Raw genomic sequence first — 19,242 nt, 5'->3', positions numbered from 1 at the left:
AGCAACCATTGAGGGTGTTGCCCTCCCCTTTCGAGAGCTATACGACGAGCTTGCAGCCGAGAAGCGCTCCACCCAGGCGCGGTGGAAGCGGCAGGAAAAGCGGCTTGAGCGCGTCTTAACGAACATCGCCTCCCTACAAGGGCGACCTTCAGGGAATTGCCGGCAGTGAAATGCCCCAAATCCCAGGATTTGAACTAGAAGCGAGCGAAAGTAACCTTGCTCTCATGGAATGACCGTGTCCCCTAATAGTCCGTGAGTTATAACCGTCTTGCATGCCCATCGTATTAGAGCCCAAGATTGTCGTTCACAGCGGTAGACAGCTTCTGCTGTGAGGCGAGATATCGTTCTGTCTGTCCGAATTCTGACGGAACCCCAAATAGAATCGGTGCGAGAACAGCGGACGGTCTACATCGGGAACGACTGCTTGAGAGGGATCGACTCGGACGAGTCGCCGACGTAAATGACGAATTCGCCGGGATCCATGCGCCAGTTCTTTGCGTCCACGTCGTAGTAGCTGAAGGCGCGCTTGTTCAGGTGCAGGACGACGTGTTGTGTCTCGCCGGCATTGAGGCGGACTTTGCTGAACTGCTTGAGCTCCATTAAGGGCCGCTTCAACTTCGCACTGGGGTCCCCGACGTAGACTTGGGCAACGTCCGCGCCTGCCCGCGAGCCTGTGTTCTGGACGGTGAAAGAGACCTCCACATCATCGTCGGAATTTTTCTTAACGTTCAGATGCGTGAACGCAAAGTTCGTATAGGACATGCCGAAGCCGAAGGGGAACAGAGGCTTCTGGTTCATCGATGTGTAGAACCGATAGCCCAGGAACAAGCCCTCATCATAACGAACGATGCGGCTTTCGCCGGGTTCTTCCGCGTAGTGGGCGCTGGCTGGATCCTGGTCCAGGGTGCGCTCCCAACTGAAAGGCAGATGGCCTTCCGGCGAGTGGTCGCCAAACAGGATCTGCGCCAGCGCCGTCGATCCCTGCTGCCCGGGATACCAGTTGTGCAGCAGTGCGGGAACATTCGCAATCCAAGGCGCAGTTTCCACGGCACCGCCGGCGGTGATGGAGACGATTGTCTTGGGGTTGAGCGCCGTGACCTGCTGGATAAGTTCGTTCTGCGGCCAAGGCATGTCATAAGTCCGATCGAAGCCCTCGCTCTCGGTGGATGCGTCGAAGCCGACAGTAACGAGCACCGCATCGGCATCGTGCAGAATTTTCTGCGCATCGGGCGAGAGCATGTCCGCTGAAGCCACCAGACCGACGCCGAGGCGAGGTGTTGTACCGTTTGTCTGGTAGACCACTTCGACGGAAACCGGTTTGTTTTCGGTCAGAGCAACGGAGACGTTCCTGACTGCCATGCGATTCGAATCCTTCTGCTGGGAGAGGACCTCCTTGCCGTCGATAAGCACGCGATAGGTGTCCTGCTCGGGAGCCGATGCGATCAGAACATGCTCCCCCGGCGCCGTGGGAAGGTACTCGCCTTTGTAGTCGTAGGTCGTGAGACCGGCGCCCCGCGGTCCACCCGAACCCCCTCCTCCGACCCCGTTCCAGGTATTGATCCGACTCAGACCGCGATCTGTATTCTCCGTACGCGGCGGTTCTCCCTTGCCGTTTACACCTACGGTGAGGTTGCGGAACGAGGTGCGGCCAAAGATGGTTGCGAGGGGTGGAAGGCCTGGAGCATACATCACCTTCAAACGAGTGCCGGCTGCCTGCATAAGACCGGCGACGAAGCTGTTCGCCTGGAAGGGAGTCGTTTGCGAGCTTCCACCGCCGCCGACCACAGCGACGGCAGCTTCGGGTCCAATGACAGCGAGGGTCTTCACGCGCGTGGGATCCAGGGGAAGCAGTCCGCCTTCATTCTTCAGCAGGGTGATGCTCTCGAGCGATTCCTCAAGCGTGACCCTATCCGCGTTGGGGTTGTTGAGAGGAATCGAAGAGATAGTCTGGTCGCGGTCGAGCCAGCCGAACTGTATGGCCGTACCAAGGATGCGGCGGCACTTTTCGTCCAACACGTCCATGGTCAGTTTGCCGCTGGCAAGGCCTCCCTTCAGGGTCTCGGGCGTCATCAGCTTGGCAAAGGGCATCTCCAGGTCCAATCCGCCGTTTGCGGCTGCGAGCCCATCGTAAGTTGCCGTCCAGTCGGACATCACGACGCCCTGGAAGCCCCAGTCGTGGCGCAGAATGTCCTTATTCAGATGTGCGTTCTGCGTGGAATGTTCGCCATTGACCAGGTTGTAGCTGTCCATGACGGCGCCTACGTGGGCCTCGGTCACGGCTGCTTCAAAGGCCGGCAGGTAGAGTTCGCGCAAGGTGCGCTCGTCGATGATGCTGTTGATGCGGTGACGGTCGTACTCCGAATTGTTGGCGGCGAAATGTTTTACGGTTGCAGAGACCCCCTTGCTTTGAACACCTTCGATGTATCCCACAGCGATGCGTGCGGCAAGGAAGGGATCTTCGCCAAAGTATTCCATGTTGCGGCCGTTCAGTGGAGAGCGATAGATGTTCACGCCTGGGGCCAGGAGGAAGTTAACGCCACGTGCACGGGCGTCGTCACCCAGGGAGGCGCCGACGCGTTCTGCCAACGCCGGATCCCATGTCGCAGCCAGCGCGACTCCCGCGGTGTAGGCAGGCGCGAGCCCAAAGGTGCGCACACCGACGGGTCCGTCTGACATTTTCAGCCGCTTCAGCGCGATGGAAGGGATTGCCTGTGTATAAAATGAGTCCACGCCGCCGATGAGTTTCAGCTTATCGTCCACCGACATTTTGGCGATCAACGCGTCGACGCGCGCACGGATGGCCGGTGAGACAGGTACGGGAGATTGGGCGGGAAGCAAAGTAACGCTGCAGAGCAGCGCGGCAGCGGTGAGAAGGCGCGAGAGAAACATGGGGCGGTCCCTTGAACTGGAGTTGATTGTGGTTCGGTCCTACCTGACAGTCGAATCCCTACTATGCAGACAACCGATTGTCTCATGGCCCACCACCACCTGATCCTTGTGCCGCGTGGCCGCTTCTTGCCAGCAAAAACGTGGCGGAGTGCTCTTCCTCATCTCCGCTAGACGCGGACCCTGTACGCAGTAGAGCGCCGTCAATGACATAGCTCTTGAAGTGCATCAGGTCCTGCGAAGCTTTCACACGGACCTCGACCCACCCGCCAGCAGCGAAGGCGTTGTGGAAGAGCCGCGCTGGTTCTCCTGCATTGATTCTCTCGAATCACGGTAGACGCGCACCCGAACTCCGGAGCGTGCCAGGCGAACCAGTTCCGCGGCCAGTACACGATCCGTGAAGCTGTACATCGCTACATCGACGGAGACCTTCGCCGTCCTAAGCGTCTCTATCTCACTTCGTTCCAGGTTCGACTCCGGCGCATAGAGAACGACCACAGACTTTGACGACAGCATGATTGCAAGTCAACCGACTCACAGGAGGTTCTCAGCAGATTCTTCAGCTTTAATCAGTCTCAGCGTGCCAAAACGGACGCGTCATTCCGCAACACACCCCACAAACATAAGACCAAGGCCACTACCAGAAAGGGAGGAAGGGGAACCGGCTATGAACCCACCGTCTTCCGGCACCCTCCTCAGCGGGCCTTGCCCGCCCGCAACGCCCACCCAAAGAACAAAGCACCTTTCTGCGCTCAGCGCAAAGCAAGGTAACCAAGCCTCCTGAGGCAGCGCCCCCTGGCGACTGTGGCCGGACAGTCGTCATGCAAAAGCTCCCGGACTTCGTCCCCACATTTTCGCATTACCTCAAACCACTGATGCGCGATGGCTCCCAATCCAGCTGCATTGCTCTTTCATCCACGCATCGATGGCGGGATCCCGCTCGACAGCGCCGTTGAATCGCAGCAATTCCGTTCTCATCGTCATGGCATTTTGATAGCTACCTGCTGGCTCCAGGGTGCCACACTTTCCTCATACTCCATGGGGTCGCCGAAACCTTCGGTTTGGACGCCGAGTTGACGTAGAGCGTCCAAGGCCATCAATCGGCGATGCGCGTTGAATGTCATGATATGGGCGAAGACACCGCCGTACGTGAAGGTCTCCGCCGGTTCGCACAGAGCGTCGACGAACGTATCATCCCAGCTGGAGCGGTTTCGGATGTCACCGAGAATACGATGCAGTTCAGCATCCGTCTTTTCGAGCCGTTGCAGCATCGCTTGCGGGGAGCGCTGCGATTTGGGAGGGCCGTTCATATCCATCTCCGCTCCAGACAGCGCGGCGGTCCAGACTTCCTTAGTGAAGATGATGTTTTCTAAGAGCTGCCTTAGAGTCTTATTCGACTCTCGCCAAGGCAGCAGCTCTACGACGGTGCGCAGCGGCTGATCCAATTGTTCCTCTGTCAAAGTACCCGCGTATTCCAACAAACGCCGCGTGTGCCATGAGTCGTTCCCTGCAAATCGATCGAATAAATCCATGTCTTTCCCTCCTTTTGTTGGCGAACCAGGGGCAAAAAAGTGAATTTTGTTGGACGCTGGCAAATGAAAATGCGCATCACGCATGCGCCGGTAGATGCTGGGGGAAGTCCGAAAGGCTTTTCGGAAAGCGCGAGTGAACGCCTCCAACGAACCGTAGTTGGCGTCCAGGGCGACGTCCGTGACCGACATTCCGGTATGCGCCAGTTGATATGCTGCTCTTTCCAACAATAGCCGCCGTCGCATGGCTCCCGGAGTTTCTTCAACCACGGTTCGGAACAACCTGTGGAACTGCGTGCGACTTTGATACGCTTGGCGCGCCAGATCTTGAGTTTTCGTCTGCGTGTCCAGGGAGTTCGCGACAATTGCAGAGAGGCGGTCTGCCGTGTCCTGACCATCCGCTTTATTCATGCGTCCGGTTCCTCACCTTGAACGAATCATAGACAAAAGATGACGCCTCCCGCCTGATCGTACGTACCAATCTTCTACCTTAAAAGCCGAGCCGACGCGAATGAACACATCGATACTCGACACCGCGCTTGCACGATTACTCTCCACAAACGCCGCCGTTGTGTTGACCGAACCGCCCAACTCCCAGATGGTCGGCAAATGTGAAGTTATCTTGAACCAAGTCGTTGCGGTAGTGGTGGGTCTACGCCACTGCCCGCCGTAAGCAACGGCACCCTCTGGCCCCTGGTCGCTGGTCGGAGGTTGAGCTCAGTCCTTCTGGAGCATCACTTCGGTTGACTTGATCACCACTTTGACAGCATCACCTTGCTTGAGCGCCATCTCTTCCGCGCTTCTTCTGGTGATCACGCTTTCAATGAGGTTCTCGCCAACGCGCACGACGATGTGGGCCATTACTCCGCCAAGCTGAACCGCTTCGACGGTGCCTTTGAGCTGATTGCGAGCGGAAAGTGTCATGCCGGAAGCATACCTCAGCCGCAGTCCCAAGAGCAGCGTTTGGAGGTGTGCGCTCAACCGCGCAACCTTCGCGTCTCCCAAAGAGGTCCCTCAACAATCTGTTTCGGCACTACATGCGCGGTTTACCGGGTCGTCGGCAACCCTTCCCCTATCCGATAACGTGCGGTTTGCCCGTTAACCGACCGGAAGCGGACGATTGGATCTGCTCCCGTTCGCTCGAGAGCTCGCTGAGTGCATTGTCGATTCGTGTCCCCTTGCGTCTAACCACCGCGTCAACTAAAGTCTGCATGGCAGGTACAGTTTGAATGACATCTCGCGTGACCCGCATTGCGTACACACTCGTCGCCATTCTCCTAACTTGTGTAACGGGGATGACCTCCTCCGCCCAAGCCCAGCCCAACATGTCTGTCCCTATAGTGTTCGTGCACGGCAACGGCGACGACGCTTCCAAGTGGATCGGTATCATCTGGCTCTTCGAGTCCAACGGTTACCCCACCGACAAGCTCTTCTCCGTGCGCTTCTCACATCCCAGCGCCCGCACGAATGACACCGTCGAAGAGGTAAATCGCTCTTCCACTACCGACGCGACCGCGGAGCTCAGTGCTTTCGTCACCCGCGTCCTCATCGAGACCCACAGCTCGAAGGTGGCCCTCATCGGGAGCAGTCGTGGCGGAATGACTATTCGTAACTACCTCCGCCACGGAGGAAGCAACAACGTCGCCTTCGCGATCACATGTGGAACGCCGAATCATGGAGTTATTGCGCTCGACGCTAATCTCGACAGCGAGTTCAACGGGAAGGGGCACTACCTCCAGTCGCTCAATCATGCTTATGGCAATGGCTCCGAGGTGCCCCCCGGTGTGAAAATGATGACGCTTCGCAGTGACAAGCTGGACAAGTACGCTCAGCCGAACGGCATCGCCTTCGGCAAGGCCCAAACCGCTACCGGCATTACCTACGAAGGCCCCGCGCTCGCCGGAGCCACAAATATCGTCCTCCCCAACCTCGACCACCGCGAACTAGCCTTCTACCCATCCGCCTTCGCAGCGATGTACAAGTTCATTACCGGCGCGGCACCCACGACCACGCTGGTTACACCAGTCTCTTCTCCAACTCTCTCTGGTCTTATCACCGGTTTTGAGAACGGCGCTTTTACCAATCTTCCACTCTCAGGCGTCCATCTTCGCATCTACCCGGTAAACTCCACCGAATCCACCACGCCAGCCTACGAAGTTGTCACCAGAAGTGATGGAAGATGGGGTCCATTCCAGGCCTCGTCCACACAGGAGTACGACTTCGACCTTGAATTTCAGGGCCGTCATATCCGCCTCTATAGAGCCCCGGTCCCACGCTCAACAACCCTGCTCAATCTGCGTTTTTTGCCCGTCCCAACGGAGCCGAAGGTTACCCGTCAGGCCACTCCTTCTGTGCCCACGCATGGCAGTCAACTTCTTATCGCCCGTCCACAGGGCTACTTCTCCCGCGAACGCGATCCCGTCCTGATTGACAACAAACTCGCCAACGACGAACCCACCGGACTCCCCATGAACGATTCCTTTCTCGCTGATCTCCCCACGTCGACCGCCCAAATCACTTCGGTCGTCCTGCGCAAAGAAACTATTGCGGCCCGGCCTTCCACCGACCTGGCCACTGATCTCCCAGTCGTTGACTTTCTCTGGTGAGCAGCTTGGCGGGCTGAGCACAGCGATCTACATTTATTTCAATTCTCAACTAGTGATAACAGAAGAGCAATGCGCTCATCGTGTGTTTGTTGTTTCGAGTTCTGAGCGGATCGTCGGTGATCCGGAGGTAATCCTGAGTTCCGCCTCAAGGGGCCGGCAGAGTATCTCAGGATTTCACTTCTCGGACAGTCGCCACCGAAGTCGGCATGAGCGAAGGTGGGGAGCAAACGGTACAGGTGATGCAGCCGAATTTCGTGTTGATGAAACTGCCGGGCGAAACCGGCGTGGAGTTCGTAGAGATTCTCCCGTTCACGCCAGCCAACCGCAACAATCTGATTGGCTGGATTGCCGGGCGCAGCGACGACGCGCTCTACGGTACATCGGTGGTCTACGACTTTCCTAAAACCAAGGTGGTTGATGGGGCCGCTGCAGATCGAGGCGCGAATTGATCAGAATGCCCAGCTTTCAGGACAATTGACGCTGTGGAATCAGCAAGGCTCGCGCGTGCGACGCGGGGCGCTCTTAGTGATTCCGTGCGGGCGCGCGCTGTTGTATGCGGAGCCGATTTACCTGCAGGCTGAGCGAAGCCCGATGCCGGAGTTGCGCGTCGTCGTGCTCGCGCTTCAAGATCGGCTCGCGTACGGACCGACCTTCGAGGCGGCGCTGACGGCTCTTTTTGGCGGAGGGGTCTCGTCCGTGAGCCCCACGGAGGCGGCGCGAGCCGCTCCGGCATCCGCCGCCGCGCCCCAGCCCGCAGCAGATCTCAACTCACTCATCGCGGAAGCTGCCAAAGACCTTGCCGACTACCAGCGCCTGACAGCGGAAGGCAAGCTCGGCGAGGCTGGGCAGAAGCTTGAAGAGCTGAAACGCACAATCGACAAACTGAACTCGCGTCAAAAATAGTTTCCCTGCGAGGCTGCGTTCTTATCTGTCGAAATCTTCGTAACAAAACTACCCATAGATAAGCTTCGGGGATCTTTCCGCTGTTGTCGCCTGCCAAGAAGTTGCAGGATTGTCCCTGAGAATTGTTTCGTAATAGACCGTCAACCGTCCGGAACTCCGAAATCTATAAATTTTCCCATCTACAGTGATCGCTGAGTTCATTGGCGATTTCTCACCAGCTGACGCGCACGACCTCAAGGTACAAATGACTGGATCATTACGTCTTGATTTGCCGGAGTAACTCCCGGATTGCCGCGGAAGTCCGTCCATGAGCCGTATGCTGGTCCGCTGGTTCCGATCGCCACTTGAGTATAGTCGCCGATGAACGAACCGTCGGCAAATTGCACAAAGGGATTCGAACTCTCGGTGGAGAGGCGCGTTTGGGCGAGGAATCCATCTGCGCTTCTCTTTGCTGCGTAGTCCATGCAGACCGACCGGGCAGTGGGAACTGGTGTAATCCCGCTGGGGTCAGGATTGGTCTGCAAGTTACAAACCGGCGAAGTAGAGGAGATGCCATAGTCGCGGGTGTAGTAGCTGACAGCCGCTTTGCCGCCCATATTCGCTACAGCGGGGAACACCTTGTCCTCAGGCGTTGTCGTGATCCGGGTAACGGCTGCGCTCGTGATGGCAGGCCAGGCTCCACGGATAAGCTTCACCTGATTGGAAGTGGCTCCTGCGAAAGACACGCCTCCTCCTCCGCAGGTACCGGATCCCTGGTTATCGGTCCATGCGATGGAGATCGTGCCAGTTAACGGATCGATGCTCATTGACGGGTAGCTGTTGATCCGAAAATGCATGTCGGTAAGAGTCTGCCGCCCCGCATAGACAGGGTAGCAATCGAGATCGTCGTAGACCCGGGCCAACTCCACGGTCTCGAAAGAGTGTCCCTCATCGGTCGAGCGAGCGAGCACGACGGCGTCGGTCGCGTAGCCTGTCGTCGGCGAAGCGCCTTCATAAGCAACGTAGAGACTTCCGTCAGGGCCAAACTGAACCTGCGAACCCTGGTCAAAGGGATGAGCCGCATCCGAGATAGGAAAGCTCTGCCGATTCCAGGTCTTGCCGTAGTCCTTGGAGATGGCGCCAACGATGGGCGAGGACAGATAACCCTGGCCATTGGGTCCCTGGCTAAATCGACTCCAGGTCACCACGACCGCACCGTTCGGTCCCGCGGCAAGCCATTCCTTGTCGTGGAAGAAGTTTCCTGCGTTCGTGAATGTGACCATATTGGGCGTGCTCCAACTTCTTCCGCCATCGTGAGCTGGGCCGTGACGGAGAGCGGACTCTACCTGCTCGACGTCGACGCCGAACCACGTCCTACGATCGAGTTCTACAGCTTCGCCACCCGGCGGATTACGCCAGTTCTGTCACTTGAACAAAAACCCAGCGGTGGGCAGCCCAGCTTAAGCGCGTCGCGAGACGGGCGCACCATCTTCTACACTCAGTCCGATCCCCAGAGCGTTATCAAGATGGTAGAGAACTTCCGCCAAGAATAGCCGACAGCGCTACATGTAGTCCGATTGCCTAATGCAAGTCACTACATCTTCTTGTCGAACGAGGTGGATGTGCTGCGCGAAATGAACGCATTCCTGGCGAAGCTGCCATATCGACCACTACCGAATGAGTGACGACGAACGCTTTTGAATTCGCTGAGCCGCTCAACTCCCAGATGGTCGGCTACTCTTACCTTGGGATTACTTCCCGCTTGCCCGTGATGCGGGAGGACATGGCGAGCAGTGTTCTTGTCGATTTGCCCTCCCGTGCCGGCTCTTGGACACTGTTAACCTACATAGACCGTTCCTTCCTCGACAAAACATAGCGGGTTCTTCCAAGGATCCTCAGCGTAGAAGGATCGCTCTCCCCAGGGGCGTACTACGATGCCGCCGCCCGGTGCGTCATGGACTTCCTCACGGGAGAGACACTGTAGGGCCATGGCTCGCTCGTAGGCCGCCTCCAAGTCGTTGACCGTGAAGTAAAGTGCCTTTGCCGCAGGGTGGGGCTGACCCACGGACGACACGTCGAGCACCTGCAGAGTCACGGAGCCACAATTGAAATAACACCGGGCACCGGCCTGTTTACGCCCTTCTATGCCCAGTAGTTTCGTATAGAACGAGATCGCCGATTTGAGATCACCGACCTCGATGTTAAGCCTAAAAAACTGCGGTACGTCGTTCGGCGGAGTGCGTTTCGTCACCTTCCGCGTATTCTCTTTATCGTGTTGTTTTGCCGACATGGTTTTCTCCTTAGTGCTTATCGTTTCTTGAAAAGTGAGCGAGCCAGTCCCTGACCAGTTCGAGCCGTTTTCGCTGAATTCGGTAAATACGCATCCGCCCTTGCTTTTTGTGAGTCAGCAGGCCCGCCGCTTCGAGGATCTGGAGATGCCGCGTAGTCGTTGGCCAAGTGCTCTCGAAAATTGCCGCGATCTCCCCGGCCGTCATCGAACCGCCGTTGAAATAAATCGTGAGCAGTACGCGCCTCCTGGCAGCGTGCGCTAACGCAGCAAACACCGATTCATACGCGTCAACTCGGGGAACGGAATCTCGCTGCACCATACGACGATATTAAGCCATAAGGCTAAATATCACATCAATGGATATTTAGCGCAACAGCTAACTATTGCAATTAGCGCGTTCCCCTCGGCAAAAGGTGGAAATATGAATCACCCGCGTAAGGGCTGGGCATCAACAGGCGCACCACTGGAACCCTCGATTGGGCATCTGCCGTGGCGTGTAGATTTCTCCCGACCGGAAAGGATGGTGGGCGGATGGTCGGTTAACCGCACCTTACTCCCCTGAGCTCGAACCGGACATCGTCCTAACCCAACCGCACGCCTCCGGCGTGGATGAGACTTGCACACCCTTTGGTGATCAGGCGGCATAACTTTGCACTTGGTGGCGCATAACGCTGCACTGGGTGGCAGAATTGATTGCATTCAGCAAGCAGCCCGGTCTAGGTGCGATCAAGCATCTCCGGCCCATTATTGCGCCAGTTGCCGACGGCCGGGTTAGCAGGCTTCATAACCATCTTGTCCGTGTCGTAGGGATGGAGAAGATCGAGCGGAGGGCGCGGGTCGCCTCCTTTGTCGTCGATGCCTAGCCAGCGGTCATAGTCGCGCGGGTGCAGGATGAGGGCAAGACGTTCGTGGATTTGGGCGACGAGTTCATTGGGTTCGGTGGTAACCAAGGCGAACGTCTCAAGGTATGTTCCATCCGGCCGCTTCCATGCGTCCCAAATGCCGGCGAAGGCGAACGGGCCGGGCTCGGTGAGAGTGATGTTGAAGACGCGCTTGATCGGCTTGGCCGTTTTTGCTTTCCGCGCCGGTTTCGGAGCCGAACCAAAGAGATCTCCAGAGACAGCGAGCGGTTCCGTGCAGTCGGCGGGAGCAGCGGTTTCTTCCTCGCTATAAGTGTCCGAGATAGCATGCCCTGGCTTCGGCCATTCGTAAAGCCCACTGGCGGGAACCAGGCAGCGGCGCTTGGCGAAGGGCTCGCGCCACATCTTGCTGTCGGTCAGCCGGTCAGATTTGGCATTGATGGTCGAGAGCTTCTTGAATTCGAGCTCACTTTTGGCGAACCAAGGCACAATGCCCCAGCGCATCATTACCAGCTCGCGCTCTCCCGTATCCCGGCTGCGGCGAATGACAGGCTGGGGGTCACCGGGCGCGACGTTGTAGTTCGGTGCAATGATCCCGACGTTGTCCGCGGTGCGGCGCACATGGAAGTGCTCGGCCACCTGCTGCTTGTCGAAGAGGCTGTAGTAGCGACCGCACATTCAGCTCTCCACAGACCTGCACTCATGCTCCAGAAGAACCCATAGCGGCTTACCGATAGAGCCAGGCTGCGTAGGGTCAAAGCCGCACTCAAAGCCACAATTGAGGCAACAAAGAGCGTGTTTCGTCTCGGCATACTGCCTACGCACGACGTCATCGGGAAGCTTGTCATCCGTTATGAACATTGCTACCCCTTCATCTCCAACTCGACTTCGATGGCTGCCTTTGATTGTTTCAGCGTGCTCTGGACGCGCTCGATGGCAGAGCGCTCAGCTTGGGTGGGAACATCTTCGCCTTCGCTCACTGTCTTTTCGATCTCAAGGGTTTCGATATCTCCCTCGATAGAGTCGAGGATTTCGCGGAAGAGCTCCGCGGTCATGCGGGGCATGGCAACGTTTGAATCGGCCACTGACACCTGGCTACATTTGGGGCAGGTGGCACTGTGCGCGGCGAAGATGCGAAAGAGGACGACAAACTCCCGGAGCAACAACCGCGGATCGTGGTTCTCGATGCTGCTGACGGCCTCGCCGGCACTGGTAAGGAAGGCACGGGCGTGTTCCATGCCCTCGTTGCAGGCAGGTAGCTCCTCAAGGCTCCAGAGATTGAGCAGGGCTGAAGGATCGATGGGCATGGGGGAAATTTTACCTCGTGAGTTTGGTGTACTGTTCGTCGGTAAGGTTAAGAGTGATCTCGCCGGTCTTGCGCTGAATCATCATGTCGAGAATTTGCCGGTCCTCGGACATCTTTATCCCACCGGTATTGGAGGAACTTTCGGGAGCGGCATCGCAGAATGGCCGCTGCAATGGACCTGCGCATCCAGCAGCTTACGGCTGAAGGAGTTCACGGCCTTGCGGTAATCGAACGCATGGTAGCCATCTGCCCGATCTGCACCGGATATGGGTTGGCACCTCTGATCATCAGCTAGCAACGCTACCACCCAGGCTGGGCCTACGTCGGCGCCAACGGCTACTACTTGAAGCAGATCACCGACGCCCGCGCGAAAAAGTGTTCTGACCAGCAGCGACGTCATGGGCAGGCGCCGCAAATTCAACGCTCCTTTTCCGGTCTGCCCGCGGGAGGTATTACGCACGCAGAGCCGTCTGTTGTGAACTTGTTACGGAACTCTCAGGCAGTTGAGTTGTCACCTCGCTCTTGGAGCCTGTCATTAACTTTCGCCCAGGGGAAGTTGATAACAGGCACAAAGAACGAAAGCGGCGACAGAGCAATGCACGCCCCGTCACCGCCTCTACTTCAAAGTCCGCGCCTATCCCAGGTGCTTGATTTTTTCGCGCAGACCCCTCGCAGCGGCTTCCGGATCCTTCGCTCCATAGATGGCCGCGCCCGCAACAGCAATCGTCGCACCGGAGGATTCGACCCCTTCGATCCGCTGTGCATTGATGCCGCCTGCAACCGAAAACGGAATCTCAGCTTTCCGGCCCACTTCCAGCAGCTTCTCGATCGAGTACCCGGCCTGCGCCTGCTCATCCAGCCCCGCATGCAGTTCCACCCAGCTCACGCCCAGGGACTTCAGTTCCTTCAGCCGCTTGGCCTTGTCTGCCACACCGATCATGTCGGCCACCACAGCCTTGCCGTGCGCTTTACCGGACTTTACGGCTCCCGCAATCGTGCTGTCGCCGGCCGAGCCCAACACGGTCATGATGTCCGCGCCCGCATTGAACGCCAAATCAGCTTCCAACTCGCCGGCATCCATCGTCTTCATGTCTGCAAACACCAGCTTGTCAGGATATGCTGCCTTCACATTTGTAACGACGCTCAGTCCTTGCTGTTTGATCAGCGGGGTTCCCAGCTCGATAACATCCACATGCTCCGCCACCTTGTTGAGCAAGGCCAGCGCATCCGCCGTCGATAGTAGATCAATTGCAACTTGTAGTTTCATCGTGTTCTCCATTTCCAGATACTGAATAAGTTGACATCAGGAACAACGGACCAACGTAAGAACCAGCCCATCATTCCTACAGAAAGACAAAGGCTTCGGTATCCTGTGTCTTGTTATTCCAGATTCGCGTGGCGCTTCCATAACTCCTCTGCGCTTTCGCCGCGCTCATGCCACATTGCCTGAAACATCGCATCCATGATCAGTAGGGCGCTCTGCTCGAACAGCGCCCCGGCATATTGCTCAGACATCATTCCGCCATGATCCTCCTTGGCCGCAGCCGGAATCACAACCAGGCCTTGTGCCAGCTCGCCCAGTTTCGAAGCGGGTGTCGCGGTCAACGCCAAAACCCGTGCTCCCGCCTTGACTGCAACCTCAGCTGCGTGCACCGGGCCAGCCGTGGTGCCCGATCCTGAAGCCACCAGCAGCAGGTCGCCGCGACCGATCGCAGGACAAGTCACCTCGCCGGCAACATGCACCACCAACCCCAGATGCATCAGCCGCATGGCAGCCATCTTCAGCGCCAGCCCCGTGCGCCCCGCACCCATAACGAATACGCGGTTGGCTGCCAGAATCATTCTTTGCGCGACAGCTATCTCCGCGTCGCTCACCGCCGCGAGCGTCCGCTCCAGTTCATTCAGAATCAGAGCCTGGTCGAATGAATAACCTCGAGTTTGAAAAGTGTTGGAAGGAAAGAGTGTCCGCAGTGGAAAACCATCTCCGACCGATGCTGCTCCATGAACACCCGATACTTGTTTTTGTTCTGACATTGATTTCTCCTTTGTTCACTTTTTCTCAACAGGTTTCTTCTCTTCAGCGGCGATACTCTCGGCTTCGTGACCGAGCTTTCGCAGAAGGTTCGCAAGGGCCTTCCGCTCCGAATTTCCGAGCGCGTGCCGCAAACATTGATTCTTCAGCAGCAGTTCAGCCACGAGCTGCTGCAGGCGGAGGATCTCTCCCCTCAGCGCTGCAACACACGCAGGATTTTCGTTCGAGTTCGAAGCACCCTCCCCGAGGGTTCAGACCAGCGACGTACTTCTTCATGAACCACCTTCCTCGACTCCCGACTGAGAATTGTCGAGTTGTGGGCTCTATTTTGCTGGTTCAAGTTCGCCCTCCGGTTCGGAAATGCCTAGCGCTTCTGCTACGCCTCGCCCGTAGGCAGGATCGGCTCTTCTGCAGTTCGCAACATGCCGCTCCAGGACCTCCTGGGAGGCGCCATTGATCGCGCGAGCCGTATTGTCAAAGAGCAACTGCTTTTGCTCTGGGGTCATCTTCCGGAAGAGATTGCCCGGTTGCTCCCAGTGATCATCCTCTAAGCGGTGGTCATAGTGATCCGCCTCGCCTTCGAGCGCGAGCGGCAGATCAAGGTATTCCGGTTGGTTGTCCCATAATCCCTGGCTATTAGGGTTATAGTTCGTCGTCCCTCCGAGGTTTCCATCTGTCCGCATCTGGCCATCGCGGTGATAGGAGCGGAAGGGACACTTCGGCGCGTTAACAGGGATGTGATTGAAGTTAATACCGAGCCGGTATCGCTGGGTATCGCCATAAGAGAACAGACGGCCCTGGAGCATCCTGTCAGGAGAGAAGCTAATTCCGGGAACCACATTCGCCGGGGAGAAGGCGGCTTGCTCTACCTCTGCGAAGTAGTTGTCCGGATAACGATTGAGCGCCATTACACCAACTTCGATCAGAGGGTAGTCAGCCTTGGGCCAGACTTTGGTCACATCAAAAGGATTGTGCTTGTGTGTCTTTGCCTGTTCGTCTGTCATTACCTGGATGAAGAGCGTCCAACGCGGAAAATCTCCACCGTCGATTGCCTGCAATAGATCTCGGCCATTGCTCTCCCGATCGTTTGCCACAACCGCAGCAGCAGCTTCGTCCGTGAGATTTTGAATCCCTTGCTGTGTGCGGAAGTGGAATTTTACCCACGTGCGCTTGTTTTCAGCATTGATCATCGAGAAGGTGTGACTTCCGAAGAGATGCATATTCCGGAAGGACTTTGGAATTCCACGATCGGACATGACAATTGTGACCTGATGGAGTGCCTCTGGAAGAAGAGTCCAGAAGTCCCAGTTATTCTGAGCGCTCCGAAGACCGGTGCGGGGATCGCGCTTGATAGCGTGGTTGAGGTCCGGGAAGCGTAGAGGATCGCGGAAGAAAAAGACTGGAGTATTGTTTCCGACGATGTCCCAATTTCCGTCCTCGGTGTAGAACTTGAGAGCAGTCCCGCGGATATCGCGCTCCGCATCGGCTGCCCCGCGTTCCCCAGCGACAGTCGAAAAGCGGGCGAACATAGGCGTCTGCTTGCCAATCTTCGAAAAAATCGCTGCCTTGGTGTACTTTGTGATGTCGTGAGTCGTCGTGAAAGTTCCATACGCCCCCCAGCCTTTGGCATGCATCCTGCGCTCAGGAATGACCTCGCGATCAAAGTGCGCCATCTTCTCGATCAGCCAGATGTCCTGGAGTAGAGCCGGACCACGACGACCGGCCGTCATGATGTTTGTGTTGTCCGCTACGGGAGCACCGGTTGCATTGGTAAAGCGTTCTGGTTTTGACATTAGGTATCCTCACTTTCAAAAGTTCTGTATTGCAAGGTTGATGAATTGAGCTGAATACAGCGAGCGTTCCACTGAGCGCCCGCTGAGGGATTTCTTGCGAATCTGCGGATGACACTGCAGATGTCTGGGTGAATGCGGAAGTTCTCGATCATCAGCGAACGATCACTTCAATACCGAAGGTGTGGTGAATCACGTAAGTTCCAAAGCGCTTGTCGTGACGATCAGGTTGAACATTTCCCTGGGCATCCGTCGCCCTCGACTTCAAGGTGTAAGTTCCCTTTTTGATAGGCACCTGCCAGTCGAATTCCCAGCGCCTCCAAACAAAGGGTTGAGCCTCATCGATGAACTCGACGCTCTGCCATGTCTTGCCATCGTCAGTCGAAAGTTCGACCTTCTCTACGACCGTGTCGCTACCCCATGCCGCGCCGAACACTCGGTAAGACTGGCCAGCCGGAATGAATTCACGTGTTCGAGGCCGCGCGATCGCAGACTTCAACGCCATTTGCCCAAGGGCGCGGCGCATTGGGTTATTGTTCTCGTCGTAATCCCAATAGCCGTAGTCTGAGGTCTGCCAGTAACCCGTGAAAGGTTCCGTCAGGATCCGGACTCCGGTCAGCCACTTCACCGAAGCCATGCCGTAATGCCCAGGAACGATGGCACGCAGCGGGAAGCCATGGTCGCGAGAAAGCTCCTCACCGTTCATCTGGTAAGCAATGATCACCTCCTTGGCCTTACCCATCGCCAGGCTGCGGGCATACTGGGTGTCGCCGGGTGGAATCGGATCTTCCTTGGGAGTGCCCGTATCGCAGGCTTCGAACAGGATCTCACATGCATCTGCATTCACTCCCGCTCGCTCCAGCAACGCGGAGAGGGGCACCCCTGTCCAATTAGCTGTGCTGACCGCACCAAGCTGCCACTGCGCTCCTTTGACCTGCGGTATTAGGAAGATCCGCCCATTGCCAGCGCATTCAAGCGTGGCCGGCTGCGTGACACTTGGCATTGTCAGCAACTCTTCATAGCTGATCTTGAAAGGCGTTTTTACGGCACCGTAAATCGCGAGATTGTAGTCGTGACGATCGAGCACGGGAGCCTTGAAGTGACTGCGGATGTAGAAGAGGTCGTTGGGCGTGAGGAACTCGTCGAGTTGGTCGAACGGGTACTCAAGATTCAGCGGCTCGCGTTCGCGGATGATGAGACCGACGTTCGGTTCGCCGACAACAGGTGCAGTGCTCATAGTTTCTCCTCGTGCCGGTTCGGATGATATCGGCGCTGGGATCGCATCATGTGAATGCGACTTCTATGTACGAGCATCGTTCAATGAGGTGGCCGAGTCTAAGCAGAAATTCTTATGGGATATAAGAGGGTGATTGAAAAGTCTCACGCCGCTTTACAGGGAATGAGCTTGGTTTCCGTGAAACTGGAGAGTGCCAGACAATTACTATGCCACGGACGTGAGCGACGCAGCATGGCACTGCTCGCCCCACTTTTACCTGCAGGACGGCCCGGTGGCCGGCCGCGCACAACCGATATTCGTGCTGTGATCAACGCGATTTTCTATTTGCTTCGCACCGGCGGAAAACCAACGTTTCTGCACTGATTGGACATCGAGCCAAAAGCCGCGCATTTCGAGTTTTGTACTTGTTGCGGATAAGTGAGTCTGCTCGCATGGGGTTCCCGATTCGCCCATGCTTTCGCAGCAATATCGATAGCCTTCGGGGTAAGACGGCTCTCTGATGTGAGTTGCATCCGCGAAACAGCCGCCGCAATGTAGATTCCCAATTGACGAAGGGAAGACCACGAACTTCCCTCGTCAAGTTTGTGCTGGAGAAATTGTTGGCGTTCTTCCGCCATTGGCAGGTGGGCATATCGCGCTAGAAGATTCTGATTCCATAACGATTCGGTTGACATGAGTGAGGCTCCTTTCTGATCTAGAAAGGATGCACCCTTTGGGCAGCTGTTCACCAACCCGCTCTAAGAAGCAGACCGCCTGGTGCTGGTTGCAATGGAATGCTGCTACTGAGTGCAACATTATGCTGCCACTGGCGGCATTCCCAATGCACTGTCATCCTGCCGTCCGGTGCAATCCAATCTTGCCATTTAGTTCGAAGCGGTCTCGATTGCCAAATCCAGTGGTCCGCGGCGCCATGGCGACTCCGGTCGGAGCAGCAGGCAGTAAGGTGCGGTTTGTCCGTAACTCGATCAGAATCATCAAAACACCGCGAAAAGCTACCTAACGGAACGAGTACTAGCCCATGAAGGTCCGGCCAGCGCTCGGCAAACTGTGAGGCCCTTTTTAGGCCGCAGAGAGCGCACTGATCGTAACGTAATAACCGTTCGGATCCCGGAGCGAGAACTCCATGGTTTGAGTGTTCGGATTCACGTGTGGCTCCTCTTCGAGCCGAGCGACGAGAGAGCGTGCCCTTTGAAGCGCCAGGTCGAAATCATCGACACGGAAGAACAACAGGAGGCCATTGCCGGGTTTCCCGTGATCTGGGCTCATCAATGGGGGATGCTCGTGGGCGCCCCACTCGTGGAGACAGAGCAAGACAGTTCCATCTGAATCGAGGATTTGCCCAAAGTCGTCATGGGCAGGAGGGGTAGCAGGCTGACCGAACAGCGCCTGGTACCATTTCAAGCTGCCCGGCACGTCGCCTACCCCAATGATCGTCCACGTGCGCTTCATCGGGTCCACCTCCGTGGCCTAGTTCCGGTTCAGACCGACCTGCATACAACCGGTTACGGACGGCCCAAAACTAAGCCTGAACTCGCTTCCAGCCTATCGCAATCGCCTCAAACAGATCCTCTTAAACTGACGGATTGTCGCTAGCCTACATCGGAACCACCTCGATCACAGATTTTGGCGTAAGTCTCAGAGTTGATCCGAGGCCGGTTTCGATTAGGAGACGAGAAGGAAGGCGCAGGCGGCGGGGACCCCGGTGGAACTCTCGTGAATGGGATCATGACATTCGCAATAGCGGGCACGTTGCATGGTCAAGTAACTCACGCGAGCCGCCTGCAATTGACCGTCGCTCAGCCACGACTTACCATTCGTCGAGAT

21 protein-coding genes and 1 pseudogene are annotated in these 19,242 nt (G+C 56.9%); 6 read left to right on the top strand and 16 right to left on the bottom strand.

From position 1 onward, the window contains the following. Positions 1 to 405 precede the first annotated feature (405 nt). The 4 genes from Q363_RS23785 to Q363_RS23765 form a co-directional block, all read right to left on the bottom strand. Complete coding sequence (locus Q363_RS23785; RefSeq protein WP_051979218.1) at positions 406 to 2,889, bottom strand: beta-glucosidase; 2,484 nt, start codon at positions 2,887 to 2,889, stop codon at positions 406 to 408. 243 nt (positions 2,890 to 3,132) lie between these two features. Beyond that, positions 3,133 to 3,402 carry a phospholipase D-like domain-containing protein gene (locus Q363_RS23780; RefSeq protein ID WP_051979217.1) on the bottom strand — a complete coding sequence of 90 codons (270 nt, stop codon included), beginning with the start codon at positions 3,400 to 3,402 and terminating at the stop codon, positions 3,133 to 3,135. Between the two features lie 464 nt (positions 3,403 to 3,866). Further along, positions 3,867 to 4,826, bottom strand: a complete 960-nt coding sequence (locus tag Q363_RS23770) for a helix-turn-helix domain-containing protein (protein ID WP_035355679.1) — start codon at positions 4,824 to 4,826, stop codon at positions 3,867 to 3,869. Between the two features lie 306 nt (positions 4,827 to 5,132). After that, positions 5,133 to 5,369, bottom strand: a complete 237-nt coding sequence (locus tag Q363_RS23765) for a TOBE domain-containing protein (RefSeq protein ID WP_245632420.1) — start codon at positions 5,367 to 5,369, stop codon at positions 5,133 to 5,135. Positions 5,370 to 5,656: 287 nt separating this feature from the next. Here Q363_RS23765 and Q363_RS23760 point away from each other — a divergent pair, with 287 nt between their 5' ends. From Q363_RS23760 to Q363_RS23750, 3 genes are all read left to right on the top strand, one after another. Next, on the top strand, positions 5,657 to 7,021 hold the full coding sequence (locus Q363_RS23760) for an alpha/beta fold hydrolase (protein ID WP_245632419.1): 1,365 nt from the start codon (positions 5,657 to 5,659) through the stop codon (positions 7,019 to 7,021). Positions 7,022 to 7,227: 206 nt separating this feature from the next. Beyond that, the gene (locus Q363_RS44605) at positions 7,228 to 7,470 is read left to right on the top strand and encodes a UPF0182 family protein (protein WP_035355675.1); all 243 of its coding nucleotides are present in this window, start codon (positions 7,228 to 7,230) and stop codon (positions 7,468 to 7,470) included. Next, the gene (locus Q363_RS23750; RefSeq protein ID WP_035355665.1) at positions 7,439 to 7,924 is read left to right on the top strand and encodes a hypothetical protein; all 486 of its coding nucleotides are present in this window, start codon (positions 7,439 to 7,441) and stop codon (positions 7,922 to 7,924) included. The genes Q363_RS44605 and Q363_RS23750 overlap by 32 nt, the downstream gene beginning before the upstream one ends. Before the next feature lie 233 nt (positions 7,925 to 8,157). On the opposite strand, the gene Q363_RS23745 is transcribed toward Q363_RS23750, so the two are convergent. Beyond that, a complete protein-coding gene (locus Q363_RS23745) occupies positions 8,158 to 9,186 on the bottom strand; it encodes a hypothetical protein (protein ID WP_035355662.1) in 1,029 nt (342 codons plus the stop codon). Between the two features lie 42 nt (positions 9,187 to 9,228). On the opposite strand from Q363_RS23745, the gene Q363_RS23740 reads away from it, so the two are divergent. Further along, positions 9,229 to 9,456 (top strand): hypothetical protein, encoded by a 228-nt coding sequence (locus tag Q363_RS23740; protein WP_035355660.1) that lies wholly within the window; start codon positions 9,229 to 9,231, stop codon positions 9,454 to 9,456. A gap of 284 nt (positions 9,457 to 9,740) precedes the next feature. On the opposite strand, the gene Q363_RS23735 is transcribed toward Q363_RS23740, so the two are convergent. From Q363_RS23735 to Q363_RS23715, 4 genes are all read right to left on the bottom strand, one after another. Then, a complete protein-coding gene (locus Q363_RS23735; RefSeq protein ID WP_035355658.1) occupies positions 9,741 to 10,193 on the bottom strand; it encodes a VOC family protein in 453 nt (150 codons plus the stop codon). 10 nt (positions 10,194 to 10,203) lie between these two features. Further along, on the bottom strand, positions 10,204 to 10,512 hold the full coding sequence (locus Q363_RS46710; protein WP_051979216.1) for an ArsR/SmtB family transcription factor: 309 nt from the start codon (positions 10,510 to 10,512) through the stop codon (positions 10,204 to 10,206). A gap of 397 nt (positions 10,513 to 10,909) precedes the next feature. Beyond that, positions 10,910 to 11,731, bottom strand: a complete 822-nt coding sequence (locus Q363_RS23725) for an SOS response-associated peptidase (protein ID WP_035355656.1) — start codon at positions 11,729 to 11,731, stop codon at positions 10,910 to 10,912. Positions 11,732 to 11,916: 185 nt separating this feature from the next. Further along, positions 11,917 to 12,360: a hypothetical protein gene (locus Q363_RS23715; protein ID WP_035355654.1), complete on the bottom strand. Its 444-nt coding sequence runs from the start codon at positions 12,358 to 12,360 to the stop codon at positions 11,917 to 11,919. Between the two features lie 159 nt (positions 12,361 to 12,519). On the opposite strand from Q363_RS23715, the gene Q363_RS45635 reads away from it, so the two are divergent. Then, positions 12,520 to 12,654: a hypothetical protein gene (locus Q363_RS45635; RefSeq protein ID WP_281176065.1), complete on the top strand. Its 135-nt coding sequence runs from the start codon at positions 12,520 to 12,522 to the stop codon at positions 12,652 to 12,654. 339 nt (positions 12,655 to 12,993) lie between these two features. Here the strand turns inward: Q363_RS45635 and hxlA are convergent, their stop codons facing one another. From hxlA to Q363_RS23695, 5 genes are all read right to left on the bottom strand, one after another. Continuing rightward, entirely contained in the window at positions 12,994 to 13,626 is a 633-nt protein-coding gene (gene hxlA / locus Q363_RS23710; protein ID WP_035355685.1) for a 3-hexulose-6-phosphate synthase, read from the bottom strand. A gap of 113 nt (positions 13,627 to 13,739) precedes the next feature. Beyond that, positions 13,740 to 14,393: a 6-phospho-3-hexuloisomerase gene (gene hxlB, locus Q363_RS23705; RefSeq protein ID WP_084080694.1), complete on the bottom strand. Its 654-nt coding sequence runs from the start codon at positions 14,391 to 14,393 to the stop codon at positions 13,740 to 13,742. Between the two features lie 15 nt (positions 14,394 to 14,408). Next, on the bottom strand, positions 14,409 to 14,555 hold the full coding sequence (locus Q363_RS41035; RefSeq protein ID WP_157467431.1) for a hypothetical protein: 147 nt from the start codon (positions 14,553 to 14,555) through the stop codon (positions 14,409 to 14,411). A gap of 159 nt (positions 14,556 to 14,714) precedes the next feature. Continuing rightward, the gene (locus Q363_RS23700; protein WP_035355653.1) at positions 14,715 to 16,184 is read right to left on the bottom strand and encodes a catalase; all 1,470 of its coding nucleotides are present in this window, start codon (positions 16,182 to 16,184) and stop codon (positions 14,715 to 14,717) included. Positions 16,185 to 16,335: 151 nt separating this feature from the next. Then, the gene (locus tag Q363_RS23695; protein WP_035355652.1) at positions 16,336 to 17,418 is read right to left on the bottom strand and encodes a sulfite oxidase; all 1,083 of its coding nucleotides are present in this window, start codon (positions 17,416 to 17,418) and stop codon (positions 16,336 to 16,338) included. A 231-nt stretch (positions 17,419 to 17,649) separates the two neighbouring features. Between Q363_RS23695 and Q363_RS44600 the strand changes: the two are divergent. Then, positions 17,650 to 17,757 (top strand): annotated as a pseudogene (locus Q363_RS44600) (transposase); the annotation flags it as partial. On the opposite strand, the gene Q363_RS42230 reads toward Q363_RS44600, so the two are convergent. Both Q363_RS42230 and Q363_RS23690 read right to left on the bottom strand, forming a co-directional pair. After that, positions 17,739 to 18,092, bottom strand: a complete 354-nt coding sequence (locus Q363_RS42230) for a hypothetical protein (RefSeq protein ID WP_169747101.1) — start codon at positions 18,090 to 18,092, stop codon at positions 17,739 to 17,741. The pseudogene Q363_RS44600 and the gene Q363_RS42230 overlap by 19 nt on opposite strands. A gap of 385 nt (positions 18,093 to 18,477) precedes the next feature. Next, positions 18,478 to 18,867 (bottom strand): VOC family protein, encoded by a 390-nt coding sequence (locus Q363_RS23690; RefSeq protein WP_035355647.1) that lies wholly within the window; start codon positions 18,865 to 18,867, stop codon positions 18,478 to 18,480. Positions 18,868 to 19,242: the final 375 nt, after the last annotated feature.

The sequence above is a fragment of the Edaphobacter aggregans DSM 19364 genome (assembly GCF_000745965.1).
GTDB lineage: Bacteria > Acidobacteriota > Terriglobia > Terriglobales > Acidobacteriaceae > Edaphobacter > Edaphobacter aggregans.
The sequence above is the reverse complement of the archived record's forward strand: the minus strand, read 5'-3'. Positions and strand labels throughout refer to the sequence as shown.

Bases quoted from the DNA above. Each gene is read 5' to 3' on its own strand.
- Q363_RS23785 (WP_051979218.1), bottom strand. From the start codon at position 2,889: ATGTTTCTCTCGCGCCTTCTCACCGCTGCCGCGCTGCTCTGCAGCGTT.
- Q363_RS23780 (WP_051979217.1), bottom strand. From the start codon at position 3,402: ATGCTGTCGTCAAAGTCTGTGGTCGTTCTCTATGCGCCGGAGTCGAAC.
- Q363_RS23770 (WP_035355679.1), bottom strand. From the start codon at position 4,826: ATGAATAAAGCGGATGGTCAGGACACGGCAGACCGCCTCTCTGCAATT.
- Q363_RS44605 (WP_035355675.1), top strand. From the start codon at position 7,228: ATGAGCGAAGGTGGGGAGCAAACGGTACAGGTGATGCAGCCGAATTTC.
- Q363_RS23750 (WP_035355665.1), top strand. From the start codon at position 7,439: ATGGGGCCGCTGCAGATCGAGGCGCGAATTGATCAGAATGCCCAGCTT.
- Q363_RS23745 (WP_035355662.1), bottom strand. From the start codon at position 9,186: ATGGTCACATTCACGAACGCAGGAAACTTCTTCCACGACAAGGAATGG.
- Q363_RS23735 (WP_035355658.1), bottom strand. From the start codon at position 10,193: ATGTCGGCAAAACAACACGATAAAGAGAATACGCGGAAGGTGACGAAA.
- Q363_RS46710 (WP_051979216.1), bottom strand. From the start codon at position 10,512: ATGGTGCAGCGAGATTCCGTTCCCCGAGTTGACGCGTATGAATCGGTG.
- Q363_RS23725 (WP_035355656.1), bottom strand. From the start codon at position 11,731: ATGTGCGGTCGCTACTACAGCCTCTTCGACAAGCAGCAGGTGGCCGAG.
- Q363_RS23715 (WP_035355654.1), bottom strand. From the start codon at position 12,360: ATGCCCATCGATCCTTCAGCCCTGCTCAATCTCTGGAGCCTTGAGGAG.
- Q363_RS45635 (WP_281176065.1), top strand. From the start codon at position 12,520: ATGGCCGCTGCAATGGACCTGCGCATCCAGCAGCTTACGGCTGAAGGA.
- hxlA (WP_035355685.1), bottom strand. From the start codon at position 13,626: ATGAAACTACAAGTTGCAATTGATCTACTATCGACGGCGGATGCGCTG.
- hxlB (WP_084080694.1), bottom strand. From the start codon at position 14,393: ATGTCAGAACAAAAACAAGTATCGGGTGTTCATGGAGCAGCATCGGTC.
- Q363_RS23700 (WP_035355653.1), bottom strand. From the start codon at position 16,184: ATGTCAAAACCAGAACGCTTTACCAATGCAACCGGTGCTCCCGTAGCG.
- Q363_RS23695 (WP_035355652.1), bottom strand. From the start codon at position 17,418: ATGAGCACTGCACCTGTTGTCGGCGAACCGAACGTCGGTCTCATCATC.
- Q363_RS42230 (WP_169747101.1), bottom strand. From the start codon at position 18,092: ATGTCAACCGAATCGTTATGGAATCAGAATCTTCTAGCGCGATATGCC.
- Q363_RS23690 (WP_035355647.1), bottom strand. From the start codon at position 18,867: ATGAAGCGCACGTGGACGATCATTGGGGTAGGCGACGTGCCGGGCAGC.